Raw genomic sequence first — 20988 nt, 5'->3', positions numbered from 1 at the left:
ATTTGTTTTATTTAAGATAATCAATCAAAACATGCTGGTACTTTCCACTTTTAAGGTGCCTTTGTGGCAATTCTTCCGATTTTTCTATTGAAAGGTTAGTTAGTCCCTGGGTAGCAAAGTAATCTAAAAGGGCTTCTCTAACATTTTCCCAAATCTGATCTCTAGGATTACCCTCGTTTACTTCTAAACGTACTGTTAATTTATCCGGTGCCGTTTGAATCAGTTGAAAACGCCTTACTCCTGGTATTTCCTCAACAATTGTTTTGAGAGCCATGGGCAGAATATGAATGATTTGACCGTTGGGGGTAGAGAATTTTAAAATGTCATCCGTTCTCCCTTCAACTTGTACTACTGGGAATGGTCTTCCGCATTTGCATGGTTCCGAAAACATGGTGACACGGTCAGTTAGTTCATAACGAATAAGGGGCTGAATTCTGTTGGCCAGATTGGTAATTAAAACCGAATGGGATTGTTTTCCTGGTGGCACAGGTTGGTAAAATTCATCTACCGGTTCAAATATAATCCAATCGGTATTTACATGAAACTGACCTGCTTCACATTCGAAAGTCATGGCTGTTGCTTCTGTACCGCCGTAAAGATCTAGAACGCGAGCTTGGAAAACGGATTCTAGTTTCGCACGAACATTTGGATATAACTTTTCTCCCCCCAAAAGGATTGCAACAGGCTGAATATTTAACCGACCTGCTTTTTGTTCTTCTGCTAGAATTTCCATCGCTGTTGCATACCCTCCTATTAAAGCTGGTTGATACTCATTCAATTCTTTGACAAGTGTGGATAGGGGAGATTGGATAGAAAAAGCTCTTATTTTTCCGTTCGATGGACGTTTTAACCGCAGACGTTCAGCCGTGCTGAATGCCGTAAAATGACCAGCTGTAGAGCATACCGCCGCATTTCGTCCACCTTTGGCTGCCACTTTCAATATGTCATTCCATTTCAATTTTGTTGTTCCGCGAATCGCCATCAATGTTTTCATGATCGTATCTGAACTTTTATCCTGAATAAAGATTCCGGGTACCCCGGTTGACCCTGAAGTGGTCGAAACCATATAGCGTTCTAAATAAAGTTGTCCAACTAATGACATATCTGACACAAATTCTTTCACACTTTCGATGGTTACTTCTGGGTCAGTCACCCAATCATTAAAATTGGCCATGAGTTCTGATTTCGTGACTGGTGGGATTTGCTGTAAGCTTGAAATCCGTTCAGGCAACAGGCTGTATTTTTGTGCGTAATATTGAGAGTTTGATCTTGCAAAACTAATAAGGTCAGTTAAACGAGATTGTTGCCGAGAGAGAATGTCTTCTGGTTTGCCTCGTTTAACCTTCAAGATATCCATAACTGCTTTTAAAGGCGAAATATTCTCCATGTATGTCATTCCCATCTCTCTGTTTTAATTTTATGGTCAATACTATTTACAGTAAAAAGGACATTTAAAAATTACATGTACTAAAAATGCAAGAAGTCTGATAAAAAATCAAAAAGCTTATGGCTTAAAAGCTTTATATGCCCTTAGTGTGCCCGTGATAGTTGAAAATTGACCAGTTTCTTCAATTGAGACAAATCCAGTTTCTTTTAATAGATTAGGAATTATCCCTTTTACATGATTTGAAGTTGTTTCAAACCCATCTAAAAATTGAATAGAGAAAAATGCAACACGCATCAGCCAATTTTGTGGCTTTTCAAAATCAATAATATGGAATTGGCCACCAGACCTGAGTGTCCGATAAACTTCTTCAAATGTTTTCTTTTTCATTTCTAGAGTTAAATGATGAATAAATAAACTTGTAAATATGTGATGAAATAGATTATTGGAAAAGGGCAGTTTATCAGAAAACCCTTCCTCAAAGGTGATATTATTAACTTGAGTTTCTTTAATTTTCCCCTTAGCAATTGATAATATTTTAGGATCAGCATCAACCCCAATTACTTGCACACCAGGTTGTGATTGCTGTATTAAAAGTGCAAGTGTACCTGTACCGCAAGCTAAATCCATTATCGTTTCATTTGGTTGGAGGGTAGCTTGCTTAACTAAATGCGTTTTGAACTTTTTTTCCTGTATTCCCCATTGAATTAATGGATCATAAAATCGAGTCATCCAATGGTATTTTAGTGCAGGTATATACTCACCTTTCTTGTTTTTATCCATTAAACATGCATCCCTTCATTCATAATAAGTTATGATTTTTTGGTTACTCTCACGCGTTTTTGTTAAGAGCTGATATAAAGTAACACGTGAATCAGATATACTTACGTCTTCAAACATAAGAGAATATGAAACACTTCGCTCCTTTATTCAAGTAAATATTTGAATGTTGACATGAAAGCTTACTCATTATAAGCTAATCACATATTTTTTAATGAGGTGGGAGAATTGTCTTTAGTTGATAAAAATATGAAAGATACTCTAAAAGATGAATGTGAGATCTATTGTTATGACCCTATAAAAGTATCAAGGTTACAAGATTTGTTAAGTTCTAAAAGTACACTTCATCTATCAAAAAAATTTAAACTTCTTGCTGATGAGACACGTTTAAAAATTATTCTTTCATTAGCCATAGAAGGGGAACTTTGTGTATGTGATGTGGCTAATATTATTCAGTCCTCTATAGCTACAGCCTCGTATCACTTGCGGTTTTTAAAAAAATCAGGTGTAGCTAACTATAGAAAGGAAGGTAAATTAGCATTTTACTATATCGATGATGAAATTTTTAAATCGATGGTTCTACTTTCTTTTCATCATAAGGAGAGTTGAATAAGAATAGAAATTCGGATATGCTTTATGTTTAAAACGCATTTTCAAAAATACTGTCAATTTACATAAGTGGAGGGGATCTACAAGATTATTCCCCCCTCCAATAACATAGATAAAAATGAATTTAGATTTATCACATAAACTTTTAGTTAGCTTTAAAAGAATTTAATTCTTTATGCATAAGAGTGTAGACCAGCAATAATTAGATTAACGAAAATTAGGTTGAAAATAATAATTCCAAAACCTATTACTCCGAGCCATGCTGATTTCTCACCATGCCAGCCCTTAGAAAGCCGCAAATGTAAATAAGCAGCATAAAATAACCATGTAATTAAGGCCCATACCTCCTTAGGATCCCATCCCCAGAAACGCGTCCACGCAATTTGAGCCCAAATCATCGCAAAAATGAGAGCACCCAAAGTGAATACCGGAAAACCTATTGCAACCGATCTGTATCCAATTTCATCAACCAAATCAAGTTTGATATTCTTTGTTAATGGCTGAAGCGCTGCAGCAATTCTTTTTCTTAAAATCAGCCTTAGAATCCCGTATAAAAATAAACCAGTAACAACAGACCAAATGACTGTGTTTAATTTTCCTGCTGCAATGATCGCTGGTACCTCAACAAGAGCTTCCATTTTACCTTTTGTAAGTAATTCACCTTGATGTGGCCCTACAATTGAAGGTAGATTATATGTCATTTCAACCTCTTGATCATTTTTATCAACCCATTTGTAGACGGCTTCATACTCCATTCCTCTGAAAATACTTGTAATTACTACAAAAGCAAGTGTCGCCACAATCGTGTACATGACAATCTCAAGCCAGAAGGTCCCTTTTGAGCGTTTCGTCTGATCAACAGAACGAAGTAAATAAATGACCCCTGCAATGAAACTACTGGCCAAAATAGCTGAACCTAGTGCTGTTGTTGTTACGTGGATTGCAAGCCAATCCGTTTGCAATGCTGGTATTAATGGAGAGATGTCTGTTGGGAACATGCTTGCATAGGCAATTATTAATAATGTAATTGGTAAGGTGAATAAACCTAATATGGCTACTTTATATAAAAAGTAAAGGACGATGAATGCCAATACAAACATCATAGAAAATGCCGTTATAAATTCGAACATATTGCTCACCGGTGCATGTCCAGAAGCGATCCATCTTGTGACAAAATAACCTAGATGTGCAACAAAACCTAAAATGGTGACAGTTATTGCGACTGTTGCCCATTTACTCGGCTTTTCGTATTGCTTTCTCTTATCTCGAATGGCTCCTCCAAATAGAAATGTTGCAATTAGATATAGTAAGAATGCTGCGTATAGTAAGTTACTGCTAAGAGCTACCACATCTTTACCTCCTCTACGAATTTTTGCTTTTTTCGTTTGTTTGATCAATTAGTTCTTGAATGCTTGTTTCTTTTAAAATATGATTCACTTCATTTCGAATACCGTACCAATTTTTATTTGTATGGCCTTGCAATTAATATACGGTCACCATCGCGTCTAATCCATATACGTCTATGATTCCAATACATTCCTTGAATAACACCAATCATGAAAATAGCTCCGCCTAAACCAAGAAACCATAGTGTATGATCTTTCCGAACTGTAAGAGCTGAAAGATTTTTCGTCTCTACGCCCTCAAATTTCATTTTTAATTGATTATCTTTCTCTGGTTCAATCGTTTTTTGAATGGCAACAAAGCTTCTTTCACCTTCTGGTTTTTCAGGAGATATCATGTTAAATACAAATGCTGGATTGTCGGGAACTCGGTTTTTGGTATCAGGTATACCTTCACTATTGAAATAGAAGTTTGGCAAATACGTCACAATTTCAACTTTATACCCATTGCCTAAATCATACTCCTTCTTTGGCTCTAACAAATCAACTGTAATCTTGCCAAAACTTTCTTCTGTCTCTTTGTCTACTAAACTAAAATTAAACTTATTTAGTTCATTTAATTTATAAGAGGTTTGATAAAGCGCATATGAATCGTGTTTTAAGGGGTAATTAACTCTGATTTGTTCATTTTTTATCTTTTCAAGTTCAGGCTCTGCCCCGTGAACGATTTCACCCTTTCGTTCATACAAAGTCACGTTTGTTTGAAAGTTTTTAACGATACTTCCATCCCCGACTCGTGAAAGAGTATTTGCGAAAACTTTATCTTCTTGATCTTTTTGATAGGTTTCCATAATAAACTTGTCACTGCTTAAATAGTATTTTCCATTGGTTCCTGGGATAATAGCTGTTTCACCATCACGAATCCAAAGCATTTCGTCTACATACATCCCCGGTACAAATCGCAGCATTCCTCCAATGAGGAAAATAATTAGTCCAACATGGTTCACATAAGGTCCCCATCTTGAAAATCGACTTTTTTCAGCTAGAAAATGACCATTTTCTTCACGTACTTGATAACGCTTCCTCTTCAAGTTGGATATTATCAAATCCAGTTGTTCATCAAGGTTCTCTTCGACATTTGTTTCACTGAAAAGACGTTGTCTACGCAAGAAACTTTCATGACGTGTAATCCCTTGCTTTTTCAAAGCGCGATACAATGGAATAAACCGGTCCAAACTCGCGACAACAAGTGATATCCCAAGAGCTGCTATTAATAAAAAATACCACCATGAACTATATAGATTGTGAAAACCTAATTCATAATACATTTGTCCAAGAAATCCATATTCATCTTTATAAAACTCTTGTGGGACAACGGTTGGAGGAATATACATCTCTTGAGGAAAAATTGTTCCAATCGCAGAAGCAATTAAAAGAAGAACAATTATCCAAATTCCTACTTTAACGGATGAGAAAAAGTTCCAAATCTTATCGATAAGTGACTTTTTATATGTTTGTGAGCGTCTTGCGCCTCCATCGTATCTCATATCCAATAGTTTTTCAGAAACTTCATCCTTCTTATTCCCGATAGTTCGTCCACAAGATTCACAAAGAACCGTTCCATGTGGAATGGAGTGACCACATTCGCATTTGACATGTTCCATTCTAATAACTCCTTACGATTTAATCATTTAAATATACTTAACTACACTTTTAATTTTTCAGATTTGCTTTTTAATCCATTAAAAAGAATGATTCTAAAAACCCCTTAAAATCCAGTAAATCCTCCGAACAAACTTGTTAAGACTGCAATAATTTTTGTCATCATATTAAAGTACAATAATACTCCCATCACAATCATCAAAATGCCTCCGATAGACATAAAGATTGCACTGTGTTTCTTTAAAAAAGTCATCTTATCGATAAATAAAGACATTAATAGAAATGGAATAGAAAAACCTAAGACATAGAACAACATGTATAGTAATCCTTTTCCTGGGTCTGATACACCTAACGCAATGACTCCTGCAAGGATTGGGCCTGTACAAGGAGTCCATCCAGCAGCAAAACCAATTCCAATCAAAATTGATCCTATATAACCTGAAGGTCTCTTTTGAAAATGAATTTTCTTATCAGAAAGTAGGAAATCAAATTTAAGAACCCCTGTTAGAACTAAACCAAAAAACACCATCACAATAGCTCCAAGTTGTCTTAACAAATCTTGATAATCCATAAAAAATGTACCGATAAAAGAAGTAGAAAGTCCCAAAGCTAAAAAGATGATGGAAAATCCTACCAAAAACAAGATAGTGTGTATAAAAGCTTTCTTTCTTAAAATACCTTTTCCTTCCTTTAGGTCATTTATAGACACTCCTGTAATATATGAAAGAAAAGCTGGATACAAAGGAAGTGAACAAGGCGAAATAAATGATAAAAGACCTGCTCCAAATGCAAGAAGTAAACTTAGTTGTTCCAAAAAGATACCACCTAACTGTTTATTAATTCTATGGCTTAATGAGTTCCATGTAGTTTGCTATATCCCTTTCGGTCATACTTCCTGTAATCACTTTTAATACTTTTCCGTTCTTATCAATCAAAAATGTTGTAGGAATCGGGGTTATGTCATATGCTTCCGTTACAGCTCGATCTTTATCTTTAAGTATAGGGAATGTAAGTCCATGCTTTTTTACAAATGTTTCAATAGCAATATCACTTTCTGCAATATTAACCGCCAATATCTCTACACCAAGATTCTTAAAATGGCTATACTGTCTTTCCATATAAGGCATTTCTTTTTCACAAGGCTTGCACCAAGTACCCCAAAAGTTTAGAAAAACTCCTTTTCCTTTTAAATCAGAAAGTTGAACGTTGTTACCGTTCATATCTTCAAGAACAAAATCAGGTGCTTGATCCCCTGCTTGAACTCGTATTTTTTCAGTGAAAAAGTTTTGATAAAGAGTATAGGCTACTGCTAAAGCCATTAGAAGTAGAAGACTAATACGTACGATAGATCTGGTTCTTTTGTTTTTCATTTTACTCTCCCTTTTTATTTTCATTCAAACCAACATTTTAATATTGACATTTTACGTTAATAATTTTAATCTAAAAGCACAATATATTCAAACAAATATTTGAATAATAGGGTCTAATTATTTTCATCTAAAATAACATGAAAGGGAAAACATAGAGGTGTAACACAACTAACACAACTAAATATCTTTTATTCCGATTAGGGAGTATTTTAAAAAGGAGTTTTTTTATGAATTTAATTTTAACAATTCTCTCTGCTTTAGGGTCTTTTATAGTAACCAATATCGATGATATTTTTGTTTTGATGTTGCTGTTCTCTCAGGCAAGTTCACAAGCGAAAGCAAGTAATGGCCGAACGGTTAACATGCAGCCGAAGGGAAACCGTATTTACCCTAGAGATATAGTCATTGGCCAATATCTTGGTTTTGCACTTTTAGTTTTAATCAGTCTCTTAGCAACATTTGGAGTAACACTCATTCCTGATCAGTGGGTAGGTTTACTAGGATTAATCCCGATCTACTTAGGAGTTAAACTGTTTATAAAGGGTGAAGATGAAGATGAAGGTGCTATTCTTTCTAGTTTAAATTCAGGAAGATTTAACAAACTCTTTATGAGTATAGCCTTCATCACATTTGCCAATGGTGGAGACAATATTGGAATTTATGTTCCGTTCTTTTCTACTTTAAATAACAACCAACTGGTCATTACAGTTATTACTTTCTTTATAATGGTTGCGGTCTGGTGCTTAATCGGCTATCGTCTAGCAAGATTCAGATATGTTTCTGAAACACTTGAGAAATACGGCCGATGGGTTATTCCAATTGTGTTTATAGGACTAGGCCTTTATATCATGGCAGAAAATAATATATTTTCTAACCTGTGGTCTCACTTCGTAAATTTAAATTCCTAATTAACCGTAATGATTTACAAAAATATTGTTAAACCCTCTTTCCTTTTAAAGTATTGAGTACAAATCTTTATAGAAAATAAATTCTGAGGTGACGTCTTTGTATTGGATCATTATACTCACATTAGGTATTGATCAACTTTTTAAATATTTAGTTAGAAATTTTATGGACTATGGGCAATCTATTCCCGTTATTAATGGTTTTTTCCAATTGACATCTCATCGCAATACAGGCGCTGCTTGGGGGATTTTTTCAGGACAAAAAATATTCTTAATTAGCATTGCAATTATTGTGATAGTCGTTGGTCTTATTTATTCTCGTAAAGTAACTGATAAGCTAACGCGTATAGCCTTTGGCTTATTTATAGGAGGTGCAATGGGAAACGTTGTAGACCGTTTAATTTTTGGTGAAGTAACAGATATGTTCGAAGTTACATTTATTAATTATCCAATTTTTAATACTGCTGATGTATTTTTAGTTAGTGGAGTTATTTTATTCCTTATTAGCACTTATAAAGAGTCAAAATTAGAAAGTAATCAATCTTAAAAAGAATCTTCATTGTTTTCGTATTTTATATATATGGGTATAATGGGGACAAAGGAGGGTGGAAGTATTGAAAAAATTACTTACGTCTATAGTAGCTGTTGCTTTATTTCTAGGTATTGGCACTGCTGCTCTTGCACATTCAAACAGCACCCCTAGTCAAGGGAACGGAAATTGGCAACAAATGATGGATTATTGTTCTGAAATGATGACTTCTTTCATGAATAATCATCAAAACAATATCCAGCATGAAACCTCAACATCAAAGAATTTAAATATAGAACAGACTAATTCAAATGATAGTACCACGAATAACCACCAGAACCAAAAACATTTTATGTATGACGATTGTTGATAGGAAATAAACAACAAAAAAGAAAGAGCATGGGCTACAATAAATGTCCAAGCTCTTTGTTTGTTTAGAAATAAAAAATAGATTCCCCTCAAAACCAAAACAGTTTCCTATTGTAGCTTTAAAATAAAGTTTAATCAAAAACGTTCAACAAACCCATATTCTACGGCAATCGAGTAGAGGAAAAATAATCTAATTATTTTCGCCCCTCTCACACCACCGTACGTACGGTTCCGTATACGGCGGTTCAATTTATATTACAGTGTGTACTTTTAGATAATGATCTAAAGCAGAGGGAAGACCCCTCTGCTTTAGTCTTTTGTTTGAGATTGCTCTTTGAACAACTTTCGATAAACCGATGTATCGATAACCTCTTCGACAGAAGGTTAATCCCTTCGCCTCTCCCTCAGGGATTCCTAATTGGATAAGCGATTTGATTCGTTTCTTCGATACCTTCCATTGCTTCCATATGATGACTCTAATTCTGGAGCGAAGCTTCTTATCTATCTCAGTCATTGCTTTTTTCATATTCGAGATTCTAAAGTAGTTAACCCACCCAAGTATGACTTGTTTTAGTTTTAAGGTTCGGTAGTCTAGCGAAACACTCCAATTTCGCTTTGTTAATTTTCGAAGCTTCCTTTGAAATTTTTGTATTGACGTTGAATGGGGTTTTACTTGGTATTTCTCATTCTTAAAATCGTAATAATATCCAAATCCTAAGAATTTCAAATCTTTTGGACGGGAGATTTTACTCTTTTCTCCGTTGACTATTAACCCTAATTTATTTTCTATAAATCTCACAATTGATTCCATCACTCTATTCGCTGCTTTCTCACTCTTCACGAAGATTAGGGCATCATCAGCGTATCTCACGAATTGGAGTCCTCTACTTTCTAGCTCCTTATCAAGTTCGTTCAACATAATATTACTAAGCAGTGGGCTTAGGTTTCCTCCTTGCGGAGTTCCAACTGGTGTTTCTTCATATTTCCCATTCACCATAACTCCACTGACAAGATATTTCCTTATTAGGGAAATGACATCTCCATCATCTATTGTATTAGAGATGATCCGCATGAGTTTATCGTGATGAACTGTATCGAAAAATCTTTCAAGGTCAATATCCACAATCCAATCGTATCCATCATTTAGAAATTCCAAGCTTTTAATAATTGCCATCTCACAACTTCTTTTTGGTCTAAAGCCATAACTGAATTCACTGAATTGCTTTTCAAATATTGGACTGAGAACTTGATGAATGGCTTGTTGAACTACCCTATCCACTACTGTTGGTATTCCCAATTTGCGCATCTTACCATTTTCTTTTGGGATCTCCACTCTTAAGGCAGCTTGTGGTTGGTACTTTCTTGTTCTGATGCGCTGACGTAGCTCATCCTTGTTCTCTCTCAGATATTGTTTCAGTTCATTGACCGTTATTCCATCGACCCCACTAGCACCTTTGTTTTTATATACACGCAAGTAGGCTTCATTCATATTTTGATTACTTAGAATTTGTTCTAAAAGTTCCACACTCGTTTCTCCTTTCCTCTCACGTAGTAAGTGATAGCTCCATTTTGGTTATCCTTTGAGGTACTCTCATACTTTCACCATTAACACATTCGGAGTATGTCACTTACGCATTCGTGGTGTTGAAACACTATAAATTGTTCAGCCCTTCATGAAATTACTTCACTACTATGGCTTCTGCTGACTTCTTGCGGCTAACCTTTTTCGACTGTACCCTTTGTACATCCGCAAGATCTCCCAGGGTAAGACAACCATCTTTCCTCTTTTACTCGCCTGATCTACTTTACAAAGTTACGCACATCTTTTGGACTTTAACTTGTTTGGGAGTCTTATCCCTTTGTAAAGCCTTAGTATCAGATTTCTGTTCGTCGAGCCAAGATTTTATTCCACGCTTCCTCCAGCCCTTATCTCACGATAAGTACCTTGCGCTTCCTTAGTGGTTGGTCGATGTGTACCCCCACAGTGGACTTTCACCACCTAGATAGTTGCCATGCCTGGCACACCAAAAAAAGAATCAATTTGGAAATGGATTCTCATATCAATACTTAGTTCAATTTTTTATAAAAAAGTTTGATCATTTCGTTGAAGATGGATCTTTATTTAGGTTAGTTCTTTGATATAGCCAATAACATTCCCTAAACAACAACTACCTTGAGGGTTGTTCACCTCACAACCACATCGGTTTCCTTTTATGTTTTCACGAATATGTTTTACTGGATTAGGAGTAAGTCCTTTTTCAATATATTGTTTAATTTTTTCTTTTGTCCAACCGAAACAATAGCAGACCGGAACAACGGAAGAATCATCTTTTTGATGGGGTAGCGTCAGGAAAATGCGGATTTACAACGATAAGGAAATTACAATAATAAAAAGCCCAATTTCTCAGTATTAAAATTGAGAATTTGGACTTTTTTCGTTACTCTAGAAAAGCGTCTGAGTGTGGAAGATCTTAGTATAAAAGAATCAATATTGAAGTAATGTTTCTTACTATACTAAAGCGACCCGTTAGTAGCAAAAGGTAAGGTAAAAAAGCTCCAAAAAAGAAGATTTAACCAGCACAACAAGATAATTTTGAAACATCTTTATCAAACGTAAGGGCAGCTAATTTTAACCCTTCTGCCATTGTTAAATATGGGGCAAGGGTTTCGCGAATATCATCTATGGTTAAACCGAATTTGACAGCTAATGTAGCTGCATAAATTACGTCTCCTGCATTTTCTGCCACCACATGAGCTCCCAAAACTTTCATTGTTTTCGAGTCTGCCACTAATTTAAACACGCCTGTTGTTTCCCGATTAACCAAGGCCCTCGGAACGGCATCCAACGGTAAAACGGATGTTTTAACCTCATAGCCTTTATCTTTTGCCTGTTGCTCCGTTAAACCAACGGTTGCAATTGCCGGGCCCGTAAACGTAACCCCTGGAACCACTTCTAAATTTAGCTTTTTGTTCAGTCCTCCGATAGCATTTCCTGCTGCCACTCCACCCTGATAGGCTGCCACATACACGAATTGGGGACCTAGCGTGACATCTCCTGCGGCATAAATACGAGTATTTGTTGTTCTTGAATAATCATCTATTATGATTTCACCACGAGAACCTATTTCCACGCCTGCTGCCTGTAAGTTTAAAGTAGCCGTGTTTGGTGTTCTGCCTGTCGCAACTAGCAATTGATCTGCTTCAATGATACGCTTCTTGCCATTAACTTCTACAAGAACCTTTTTTATGTCTCCATTTTGTTCGATTCGTTCATAGGTTGCTCCTTTTACAAGATTTATTCCTTGTTCGACTAGAGATTTTTCAACTGATTCTGAAATCTCTGGATCATATTCTTTTAAGAGGCGTTCACTTCGTTGCATTAACGTAACTTCTGAGCCGAGATTATGAAATAGTTGTCCTAATTCCATGCCAATATAACCAGAACCAATAACCACAAGACGTTTTGGTACCTTCTTTAATTCAAGTAAAGACGTGCTAGTTAAATAATCTACCTCATTAAGCCCAGGAATGTTTGGTTTAGCTGGTGAAGCACCTGTCGCGATTAAGAATCGTTTAGCCGATATAAGTGCTCCGTTCACTTCAACAGTTTTTTCATCTACGAATTTTGCTTCACCTTCTATTAATTCGAAACCATAGTCATCAATTAAATCAACATATTTAGAGTTTCTAAGCTCTGTTACCAACTCATTTTTTTGTTTAATCAATGGCGCCAAATCAACTTCACCGGCTGATGTATGCAATCCTACAAACGGATTGTTTTTTGCTAAATGATTAATTTCGCCAGCACGTAACAAGGTCTTTGAAGGAACACAACCAATATTTACACATGTTCCACCAATTGTTCCACGCTCAATCATCGCCACTTTTGCTCCATATTTCACGGCTTCAATGGCTGATGAAAAAGCAGCTCCGCCGGAACCAATGATGATGTAATCATAGTCACCTTCATCACCTAACTGTACCATTTCTTGCAATTGTATTTCTTCAACTTCTCCTGGTTGATATTTAGCTTCAGCAATCACTTTCTTCGCTGTTTCAACTTCTACGTCATTTGGAAGTTCAAATACAGCTTCCCCACGGCGAAAATCCACTTCAATCCCGTTTGCTCCCATGTTTTCAAGAGCAACAGCAACATGCTCTTCGCAACCCGTACAGGTCATTCCTTGAACGTTTACTCGATATTTTTTCATGTTAAAGCCCTCCTTTTACTCGACTCCAAGCCCTAAATCCGACACTGCCAACTTAATTGATTTTAAATCCGTTTTCTTATCATCATAAGATACTGTTACTTTCCCCTTACTTCCACTGACTTTAATGGCTGTTTTGCCAACACCATTCACTTGTTTCAAAACATCTTTGACAACTGAAGGCGGACAACAATCCATCCCCAAAACCGTAAATGTCCCTGTTTTAGTTTTTTCAATGGTAGCTTTTACATGCTCCTTAGCATCTATAGTATTTTGTGCTTCTTTTTCGTTACTACACGCACTAACCACTAACAGAAGGGATAATTAATCCTAATTAAGTGTACTCTCATATAAACACCTCATTTTTATAATCCACCTTCAACTAGAAATAAAAAAAGAAACATACAAAAAACGAAAAATGTCGTGATCCATAAGCCGATGATAGAACTTTTTCTTTTTCCCTTTCTTCCATAAACCATGTAAAAGGAGTAAGCAAGAAGGATAATCGTTACGATGCTAAACAATAATCGATATTTCAATGAGTAGAAGGCTAATGCTCCGGCAAAACCGGTTAATCCCAGGGGGATAAAAATCAACGGGCCCAGGCAGCATCCAGCCATAACAAAAGCCGAAAAGATGGTAGCTAATTGCGACACTCTTTCCTTCATGCTTTAAACCTCTCCATGCTACAACAATCATGTGTCGTTGTGCTTTCTTTCTTTGTTTCTGGATTAAGTTTCCTCCAACCCATAAAAAGAGCAAAAACGAACAACAGACCCATCATGATGAAAATAATATCTTTATATTCCGTGAAGTATGATGCCAATGCTGTTCCTGCAAACAACGGAAGCAGTAAAACCAGATGGCATGGGCATGTGATTAGAGCGAAAAGAAACCAACCTGTGCTTTTTATTGTATTTTTCATCCTGTTTCACCTCTTATTTCTTCATCAGTGTTTCAATAATAGGGCATTCGTAAATATCTTTGTTTTCGGGACATCTTTCTTTAAGATCCACCAGTATTCGTTCAATTCTCTTAAGATCTTCAATTTTACGCTGGATGTCCTCTATCTTAAGAACAGTGAAATCATACATATCACGGCATTTGGTTTCGTCGCGATCGACGACCCCTAGCAATTTATCAATTTCGTTTAAGGTAAATCCCAGTTCCTGCATCCGTTTGATAAAATTCAACCGATCGACGGTTGGTTCTGAATACATTCGGTACCCTTTTTCGGTACGATCAGGCTCTGGAACTAATCCTAAACGTTCATAATATCGTATGGTCTCCTTGTTAACGCTACACTTTTCAGCCAGTTCTCCAATACGAAATTGCATTTATCTCACCTCATATAAAGTATAAACCCTGTACCATGGTATAGGGTCAAGAATAGTATTATTTATATTTTATCGATTAACTGTGACTTTAAGAGATAAATTGCACGTTTTTTAAACGCGATTTTGCACTATAAGTAAATATAAAAAGCCCAATGTCCCAATAAATTGAGAAATTAGGCTTTTTTCGTTGCTTCATTAAAGCGTTCGTTTGTGGAAGTATCTTGTTTAAGTGTTGCTTTGAAATAAAGTTTGATCAAAAATACCTCGCAAACCCATATTTTACGATAAATAAAAAGAATCCATTTTTGAAAAAAGTTTGATCAAAATGGATTCTTATCCAGCAGATTTAAGTTTGGTTTTTATAAAAAAGTTTGATCATTTTCTACCTATGTTGCTCTACAATCGCGCATGATTGTTGTAGATCACTAAAGCTTCTATTAACTGGTTTAGTAAAAGAAGAAACTATTGATATATTCATTTCCCTCTCTCAATCAAACATTAATATTACTTAAAGTCCCTCTTTGTAATCAGTATGATCTTTCAGTATCAATTTAGGTATAGCCTTGATATAGAATAATTCTCCGATCAACTCCACAATGGTCTGTGTAACAATCACAGCTGCAGCTAACGTTGCCCAAGAATCGGGTAAAGCTAATGCTAAAGGAAGAACTACAAGGGAGTTCCTTGTTCCAGTACTAAAGATTAATGCTCTTCCTGCACCTATATCTAATTTGAACACAAATGCGATAAAACGCGATATAAATGGTGTAATGATTAAAAACAAAATATATATCGGAATCACACGCACAATAATTTCGAAATCACTGTATACCTTACCAATTTGGGAAGTCACTACCACAATTAATACTAAAGCCATAAATGGTACGGGGAACCACGTTGTAATATCTAATACCTTCTCACCTAGTGCTGTCTTTTTAGCCCACAATTGAGTAATGATGGCTAATATTAAAGGCGTAACTATTAGTAATAAAAAAGCTTCTAGGAATGGCTCTATATGAACAACTCCTACCATTTCTTCACCTATAAATAGCCATAAATACAATGGAAGTAATATCATTTGTACTACAAACAAAATAGGCGTGGAAGCTAACATTAATTTCTCATTTCCCTTTCCAAGTTGAGTAAAGACTATTACGTAGTCAATACATGGCGTAAGTAAAACCAAACAAACGCCTAATAAAATTGGTGGAGATTGTGGAAATATCATTGTTAATATCCAAACAATTATAGGCACAGCTATAAAATTTCCAATTAGTAATGCCGCCATGAATCTGAGATTTGAAATTGCCTCACGTAGTTTTAAGAATGGAATTTGTGCAAACATTCCATACATGAGAATGGCTATGAGTGGCGAAATAGCCCAATCTAAGCCTTTTCCTAAATCCTCGTTTGAGATACCTAGAATCCCTCCAAACAGAAGCGATATACCATAGATCCAAATTTGTTGATTTTCTAACTTTTCTCTAGTAATATTCACTTTTAAAATCATCCTTTATTAATACTATCTTTTCGAATTGTTTCTCAGTTAAGTAAGCTTTTATCTTTTTCAAAATACCTTCATTCTTCTATCACGTTTTAACAACAAGTGCCATTTGAATGAACCTTTGTGAAACATTCCGACCAAGTAAGACATTCACACTTCAATCCATTCTTTAATACATCCAACATTAATGATTTCCATTAATCGTCACTCCAAAATAAATAATTCGACCTGCACGTATGATTGTGCAGGCCTAGTTAAATTAAATATGCTCTAACTGTTCGAATTATTTTTTATTCAGCATATGAATAGCATGTCCCATAACGCCTTCAGCTGCTTCCATGAGTGGTTCAGGTAGAGTTGGGTGTGCATGAATTGTAAGGCTGAGATCTTCTGCAGTTGCCCCTGACTCAATTGCAAAAACTGCTTCAGCAATAAGAGATGATACTTCTGGCCCTACCATTTGTACACCTAACACCCGATTAGATTCTTTATCCGCTACAACTTGTACAAAACCATCGGCATCTGAAACAGATAAAGCTCTGCCGTTAGCTTGGAATGGAAAACAGCTAGAAACCGTTTCATATCCTTCTTCCTTTGCTTCCTTTTCCGTTAAACCTGTATAGGCTACTTCAGGATCGCTAAAAATAACAAAAGGCATTGCCTGAAAATCAATCACACTTTTTAGTCCACTTATTACCTCTGCAGCTATCTTACCTTCGTAACTAGCTTTATGAGCAAGGAGGTAACCACCAGCACAGTCCCCGATCGCATATACATGTTCAACATTTGTTTGACATTTATCATTTATCTTAATAAAACCGCGTTGGTCTAATTCAACCTCGATATTTTCCAATCCAACTTTTCCTGTGTTCGGTTTTCTTCCAATGGAAACTAAGCAATAATCCCCTTTAATTATCTCTTCCTTTCCATTAACCTGAACACGAACGTTTACTTCATCGCCTGTATTTTCTCCGCCTTGGACTAAAGCATTCGTTATAACTGTGATTCCAAGTTCCTTTAAATGACGTTTTACTACATTCGTAAGCATAGGGTCCGTACCTGGAAGAATTGTATCTGATCCCTCAAGAATGGTCACTTTAGCCCCAAATTTAGCATAAGCAGTTCCCAACTCCAAACCGATATAACCACCACCTACTACAACTAAATGTTTTGGTACTTCTTGAAGCATCAATGCCTCAGTTGAAGAGATAATTCTTTTTCTATCAAATGGCATACTTTTTAACTCAGTAGGTAATGATCCTATCGCAAGGATTAAGTCTTTGTATGAAAAGAATTGTTCTTCGTTACCAATTTTGATTTTGGCAACATAGGGTTCAGTAAGATAAGCTTCCCCACTAATGACTTCCACTCCATTGCCTTTCAGTAAAGTCCGAACTCCATTCGTTAGTTTATTTACTATACCGTCCTTCCACTTCACTACTTCTGGCATCTCTACTTCAACTTCACCAGAAACCTTTATTCCCATTGAGTTGGCATGTTTTATGTGTTTTACTCGTTCAGAAGCACTAATAAGAGCCTTTGAAGGTATACACCCACGGTTAAGGCAAACCCCTCCTAATTCTGCTTTATCCACCAAAACCACTTTTTTCCCTAACTGAGCAGCACGTATGGCCGCCACATAACCTCCTGATCCTGCGCCTATAACTAACAAATCCACTTCCTTTTTACCTTCAACAGTCATTTCAGTTTCCTCCTTCGATCTTATAAAGAATGTAAGCTTTTTTGTTCCAGAAGATACCTATATGTAATGTAAAATCCGATGTTTTACTTATACCCAATCTTTCCATTTTTAATTAGGCTGGATATTTAGAAGTTATAGTATTAATGAAATTATTTTTAGAAAAGGGCTTTCCAATCTGGAAAGCCCTTTTTATCCCTTTTCCCTTTATTCTTTCACTCTCATTAGTCGCAAACCATTTAGTGCTACCAGAAGAGTTGCGCCCATATCTGAAAGGATGGCAATCCAGAGCGTTAACCAACCTGGGATAACCAATAGTAAGGCAATAAATTTAATAGCAATTGCAAAAGTAATGTTAGCTTTGATTATATTTAGAGTTTTTCGGCTAAGTTTTACAGTGAATGGAAGTTTTCTTAAATCGTCTCCCATAAGAGCCACGTCTGCCGTTTCCAGGGCTGTGTCTGTACCAGCTCCACCCATTGCAATACCAACTGTTGAGGCCGCCAATGCAGGTGCATCATTGACACCATCTCCTACCATAGCTACATTGCCATACTCGGATCTTAACTGTTTAATAAAGTCTAATTTGTCCTGTGGCATTAGTTCTGCCTCAATATCAGATACTCCAACCTGCCCTCCGATAGCATTAGCAGTACCTTTGTTATCACCTGTAAGCATAATTGTTTTTTTGATTCCAAGTTGATGTAACTTTTGAATAATTTCCTTACTTGATTCACGAACTTCATCAGCAACTGCAATAACTGCAAGTATTTCTTTTTCGGTTCCAATAATCATGGCTGTCTTACCTTGATTTTGAAGTGTAGTAACATTTTGTTCTAAGTCTTTATCGAAATTAGAAATTGCTAATTCTTTAAAGAGTTTCGGACTTCCAATGTAATAAGTAGTCCCGTTTACAATACCTTTGATACCCTTACCTGTAATAGAAGAGAAGTCCTCTACCTGTACGTCAGAATAAGAAATGTTCTCCTCTTCTGCTTTTTTCATAATCGCAGATGCAAGTGGATGCTGAGAACGATACTCTAATGCAGTAATGATGGATAGTAATTCTTTTTCATTTATCTGTTTGTTCAACACATTAAAATCAGTTACAGCTGGGACACCTTTTGTTAATGTACCTGTTTTATCAAATGCAATAGCCTTTAAGGCACCCATTTCTTCTAAATACACTCCGCCTTTTACAAGGACACCTTTTTTTGCGGCATTCCCAATCGCTGAAACGATAGAAATCGGAGTCGATATGACCAACGCACAAGGACAACCAACAACAAGAACAGCTAATCCTTGATAAACCCATGTTTCCCAACTACCATCAAAGAATAAAGGAGGGACGATAGCAACTAATGCTGCAATGATCATAATGATCGGTGTGTAATATTTTGCAAATTTATCGACAAATGCTTGCGAAGGAGCCCGTTCTCCTTGTGCTTCCTCTACAAGATGAATAATTTTAGAAATCGTTGTATCTTCTACAAGTTTCGTTATTTTTACTTCAAGTAATCCTTCTTCATTTAATGTACCTGCAAATACTTCATCATCAACTGTTTTCTCAACAGGGACTGATTCACCGGTAATTGCTGCTTGGTTGACTGCAGAGTAGCCACTTACGACTACACCATCCATCGCAATCTTTTGACCAGGTTTGACAATCATAATATCCCCAACAGCAATATCATCGACATGAATCATTATTTCTTGACCATTACGTCTAACGAGTGCCTCTTTAGGAGCGATATCCATTAATGAACGAATCGATTGTCTTGCTCTATCCATAGAGAATCGCTCAAGTGCTTCACTGATTGCAAAGAGAATAACAACAATGGCAACTTCTGCCCATTCTCCAATAATAGCACCACCTATAACAGCTACTGTCATAAGGGTTTTCATGTCAAATTCAAAGCGTAGTAAATTTTTCAAACCGACTTTAAAAAGTGACAACCCTCCAATAATCATGGATGCTAAAAACAATAAGGTAGTAACAATGTTCTCTTCTCCGTTCACAGACGAGGAAAGGTAACCAAAAGCAATCAATAAGGAAGCATAAAGTAGAGTACTATGCTTTTTATAAAACGGCACTTTTTCTTCTTTCGTATCTTCTTTTACCTCTTGTGAAACTTGGCGAGCCGATTTTTCAGGAGTCACTTTAAGATTTTCGAATGCACCGGCTTTTTCTAGTTCTTCAATTGTTGCATCACCGTAAACAGATATCTTAGATGCACCAAAATTTACTTTTGCATCCTGAACTTCTGGAAGCTGTTTTACGTTATTCTCAAATTTCCCAGCACAGTTTGCACATGTAAATCCTTCAACACGGTAAACATTTTTATCCTCTTTAACCTCTTGTTTAGCTTCCCACCTTGGTTTTTCAGGAGCCACTTTAAGGTTCTCAAATGCACCAGCTTTTTCTAGTTCTTCAATCGTTGTATCACCGTAAACGGATATCTTAGATGCACCAAAATTCACTTTTGCATCTTGAACTCCGGGAAGTTTTTTAACATTTTTTTCAAACTTCCCTGCACAATTTGCGCATGTAAACCCCTGAACGCGATAAACATTTTTTTCAGCAGCCTCTAATGCTTTTGCTTCAGACAATTTTTACAACCTCCTTCTGATGTGCAAATGCAACCTGTATTAGTTGCTTTACATGATCATCATCTAATGAATAGTAAACTAACTTACCTTCTTTTCGATATTTAGCTAATCCAAGATTTTTAAGTAACCTCAAATGATGAGATGTTGTGGCAGTTGTAGCACCAACAATATTTGCTACATCACATACACACAATTCATCTTCCAAAGAAAGAGCATACGCAATCTTAATCCTAGTATCATCGGATAAAGCTTTAAAAACTTTGGCTACTTCCAAAGGATTTTGTTGGAGTAGTTCATTTTTACCTCTTTTGACTTTTTCTTCATCTATACACGTAACTTCACATGCATCATATTGCAAATTTTTCACCCCATATCAATCAAATATTCATTTGAATATTATTATATGTGAACAAAAACAAATAGTCAAATATACGTTTGAATATAATTTGCATAAAAAGCAGGTTTTCTTTAGTTTGCAGTAATTAATTATTCTTATAACTAAATTTAATTTCCTTTTTATGTTGGATACACTAGGAATATTGTCAGGGTGCCAGTTTTAAAACTTGAAGAGTTTTTCAATATAAAAAGCCCAATTTATCTCTTTATTAGAGAAAAATAGGCTTTGCGGCTGGCTCTCCATTAATTAAGGTGTCTACCTTATAAAACAGACTTCTGTGAT

The 20988-nt window shown here is 36.0% G+C and carries 18 protein-coding genes and 3 pseudogenes; 4 read left to right on the top strand and 17 right to left on the bottom strand.

The window, feature by feature from the left end; genetic code table 11:
• Nucleotides 1-7: 7 nt before the first annotated feature.
• Nucleotides 8-1387 (bottom strand): phenylacetate--CoA ligase family protein, encoded by a 1380-nt coding sequence (locus tag AC0L8O_RS27725; RefSeq protein WP_368659645.1) that lies wholly within the window; start codon nucleotides 1385-1387, stop codon nucleotides 8-10.
• A 117-nt stretch (nucleotides 1388-1504) separates the two neighbouring features.
• Entirely contained in the window at nucleotides 1505-2167 is a 663-nt protein-coding gene (locus tag AC0L8O_RS27720; RefSeq protein WP_251683108.1) for a class I SAM-dependent methyltransferase, read from the bottom strand.
• A 225-nt stretch (nucleotides 2168-2392) separates the two neighbouring features.
• On the opposite strand from AC0L8O_RS27720, the gene AC0L8O_RS27715 reads away from it, so the two are divergent.
• Nucleotides 2393-2773, top strand: a complete 381-nt coding sequence (locus tag AC0L8O_RS27715) for an ArsR/SmtB family transcription factor (RefSeq protein ID WP_251683107.1) — start codon at nucleotides 2393-2395, stop codon at nucleotides 2771-2773.
• A 173-nt stretch (nucleotides 2774-2946) separates the two neighbouring features.
• Here AC0L8O_RS27715 and ccsB read toward each other — a convergent pair whose 3' ends face one another.
• The 4 genes and pseudogenes from ccsB to resA form a co-directional block, all read right to left on the bottom strand.
• Nucleotides 2947-4122, bottom strand: a complete 1176-nt coding sequence (gene ccsB / locus AC0L8O_RS27710) for a c-type cytochrome biogenesis protein CcsB (protein ID WP_251683106.1) — start codon at nucleotides 4120-4122, stop codon at nucleotides 2947-2949.
• A 13-nt stretch (nucleotides 4123-4135) separates the two neighbouring features.
• Nucleotides 4136-5780: pseudogene (gene resB, locus AC0L8O_RS27705) on the bottom strand (cytochrome c biogenesis protein ResB).
• A 104-nt stretch (nucleotides 5781-5884) separates the two neighbouring features.
• Nucleotides 5885-6592 carry a cytochrome c biogenesis CcdA family protein gene (locus tag AC0L8O_RS27700; RefSeq protein ID WP_251683104.1) on the bottom strand — a complete coding sequence of 236 codons (708 nt, stop codon included), beginning with the start codon at nucleotides 6590-6592 and terminating at the stop codon, nucleotides 5885-5887.
• Nucleotides 6593-6620: 28 nt separating this feature from the next.
• The gene (gene resA / locus AC0L8O_RS27695; RefSeq protein WP_251683103.1) at nucleotides 6621-7148 is read right to left on the bottom strand and encodes a thiol-disulfide oxidoreductase ResA; all 528 of its coding nucleotides are present in this window, start codon (nucleotides 7146-7148) and stop codon (nucleotides 6621-6623) included.
• Nucleotides 7149-7375: 227 nt separating this feature from the next.
• On the opposite strand from resA, the gene AC0L8O_RS27690 reads away from it, so the two are divergent.
• The 3 genes and pseudogenes from AC0L8O_RS27690 (at nucleotide 7376) to AC0L8O_RS27680 (ending at nucleotide 8952) form a co-directional block, all read left to right on the top strand.
• Nucleotides 7376-8056: a CadD family cadmium resistance transporter gene (locus tag AC0L8O_RS27690; protein ID WP_251683102.1), complete on the top strand. Its 681-nt coding sequence runs from the start codon at nucleotides 7376-7378 to the stop codon at nucleotides 8054-8056.
• 73 nt (nucleotides 8057-8129) lie between these two features.
• Nucleotides 8130-8600 (top strand): annotated as a pseudogene (lspA, locus tag AC0L8O_RS27685) (signal peptidase II); the annotation flags it as partial.
• 58 nt (nucleotides 8601-8658) lie between these two features.
• Nucleotides 8659-8952, top strand: a complete 294-nt coding sequence (locus tag AC0L8O_RS27680) for a hypothetical protein (protein ID WP_251683100.1) — start codon at nucleotides 8659-8661, stop codon at nucleotides 8950-8952.
• 249 nt (nucleotides 8953-9201) lie between these two features.
• On the opposite strand, the gene ltrA is transcribed toward AC0L8O_RS27680, so the two are convergent.
• The 11 genes and pseudogenes from ltrA to AC0L8O_RS27625 form a co-directional block, all read right to left on the bottom strand.
• On the bottom strand, nucleotides 9202-10476 hold the full coding sequence (ltrA, locus tag AC0L8O_RS27675) for a group II intron reverse transcriptase/maturase (protein ID WP_473444226.1): 1275 nt from the start codon (nucleotides 10474-10476) through the stop codon (nucleotides 9202-9204).
• 597 nt (nucleotides 10477-11073) lie between these two features.
• Nucleotides 11074-11289 (bottom strand): annotated as a pseudogene (locus AC0L8O_RS27670) (putative iron-sulfur cluster-binding metallochaperone); the annotation flags it as partial.
• Nucleotides 11290-11521: 232 nt separating this feature from the next.
• A complete protein-coding gene (gene merA / locus AC0L8O_RS27665; protein ID WP_102231262.1) occupies nucleotides 11522-13162 on the bottom strand; it encodes a mercury(II) reductase in 1641 nt (546 codons plus the stop codon).
• A 15-nt stretch (nucleotides 13163-13177) separates the two neighbouring features.
• Nucleotides 13178-13474 (bottom strand): mercury resistance system substrate-binding protein MerP, encoded by a 297-nt coding sequence (gene merP / locus AC0L8O_RS27660; protein ID WP_220040973.1) that lies wholly within the window; start codon nucleotides 13472-13474, stop codon nucleotides 13178-13180.
• 50 nt (nucleotides 13475-13524) lie between these two features.
• Nucleotides 13525-13827 (bottom strand): mercuric transport protein MerT, encoded by a 303-nt coding sequence (merT, locus tag AC0L8O_RS27655; protein WP_047943212.1) that lies wholly within the window; start codon nucleotides 13825-13827, stop codon nucleotides 13525-13527.
• Nucleotides 13824-14084: a hypothetical protein gene (locus AC0L8O_RS27650; RefSeq protein WP_102231261.1), complete on the bottom strand. Its 261-nt coding sequence runs from the start codon at nucleotides 14082-14084 to the stop codon at nucleotides 13824-13826. The genes merT and AC0L8O_RS27650 overlap by 4 nt, the downstream gene beginning before the upstream one ends.
• Nucleotides 14085-14097: 13 nt before the next feature.
• Nucleotides 14098-14496 (bottom strand): mercury resistance transcriptional regulator MerR1, encoded by a 399-nt coding sequence (merR1, locus tag AC0L8O_RS27645; RefSeq protein WP_047943210.1) that lies wholly within the window; start codon nucleotides 14494-14496, stop codon nucleotides 14098-14100.
• Between the two features lie 508 nt (nucleotides 14497-15004).
• Nucleotides 15005-15994: an arsenic resistance protein gene (locus tag AC0L8O_RS27640; RefSeq protein ID WP_102231260.1), complete on the bottom strand. Its 990-nt coding sequence runs from the start codon at nucleotides 15992-15994 to the stop codon at nucleotides 15005-15007.
• A gap of 289 nt (nucleotides 15995-16283) precedes the next feature.
• A complete protein-coding gene (gene lpdA, locus AC0L8O_RS27635; protein WP_251683099.1) occupies nucleotides 16284-17702 on the bottom strand; it encodes a dihydrolipoyl dehydrogenase in 1419 nt (472 codons plus the stop codon).
• Between the two features lie 204 nt (nucleotides 17703-17906).
• Nucleotides 17907-20309 (bottom strand): heavy metal translocating P-type ATPase, encoded by a 2403-nt coding sequence (locus AC0L8O_RS27630; protein WP_102231258.1) that lies wholly within the window; start codon nucleotides 20307-20309, stop codon nucleotides 17907-17909.
• Nucleotides 20302-20667, bottom strand: a complete 366-nt coding sequence (locus AC0L8O_RS27625; protein WP_102231257.1) for an ArsR/SmtB family transcription factor — start codon at nucleotides 20665-20667, stop codon at nucleotides 20302-20304. Before AC0L8O_RS27625 ends, AC0L8O_RS27630 begins: the two co-directional genes overlap by 8 nt.
• Nucleotides 20668-20988 lie beyond the last annotated feature (321 nt).

The sequence above is a fragment of the Metabacillus sp. KJ11-3 genome (genome assembly GCF_055808295.1).
The sequence above is the reverse complement of the archived record's forward strand: the minus strand, read 5'-3'. Positions and strand labels throughout refer to the sequence as shown.

Bases quoted from the DNA above. Each gene is read 5' to 3' on its own strand.
- resA (WP_251683103.1), bottom strand. From the start codon at position 7,148: ATGAAAAACAAAAGAACCAGATCTATCGTACGTATTAGTCTTCTACTT.
- AC0L8O_RS27725 (WP_368659645.1), bottom strand. From the start codon at position 1,387: ATGGAGAATATTTCGCCTTTAAAAGCAGTTATGGATATCTTGAAGGTT.
- merT (WP_047943212.1), bottom strand. From the start codon at position 13,827: ATGAAGGAAAGAGTGTCGCAATTAGCTACCATCTTTTCGGCTTTTGTT.
- AC0L8O_RS27690 (WP_251683102.1), top strand. From the start codon at position 7,376: ATGAATTTAATTTTAACAATTCTCTCTGCTTTAGGGTCTTTTATAGTA.
- merA (WP_102231262.1), bottom strand. From the start codon at position 13,162: ATGAAAAAATATCGAGTAAACGTTCAAGGAATGACCTGTACGGGTTGC.
- AC0L8O_RS27650 (WP_102231261.1), bottom strand. From the start codon at position 14,084: ATGAAAAATACAATAAAAAGCACAGGTTGGTTTCTTTTCGCTCTAATC.
- AC0L8O_RS27720 (WP_251683108.1), bottom strand. From the start codon at position 2,167: ATGGATAAAAACAAGAAAGGTGAGTATATACCTGCACTAAAATACCAT.
- lpdA (WP_251683099.1), bottom strand. From the start codon at position 17,702: ATGACTGTTGAAGGTAAAAAGGAAGTGGATTTGTTAGTTATAGGCGCA.
- merR1 (WP_047943210.1), bottom strand. From the start codon at position 14,496: ATGCAATTTCGTATTGGAGAACTGGCTGAAAAGTGTAGCGTTAACAAG.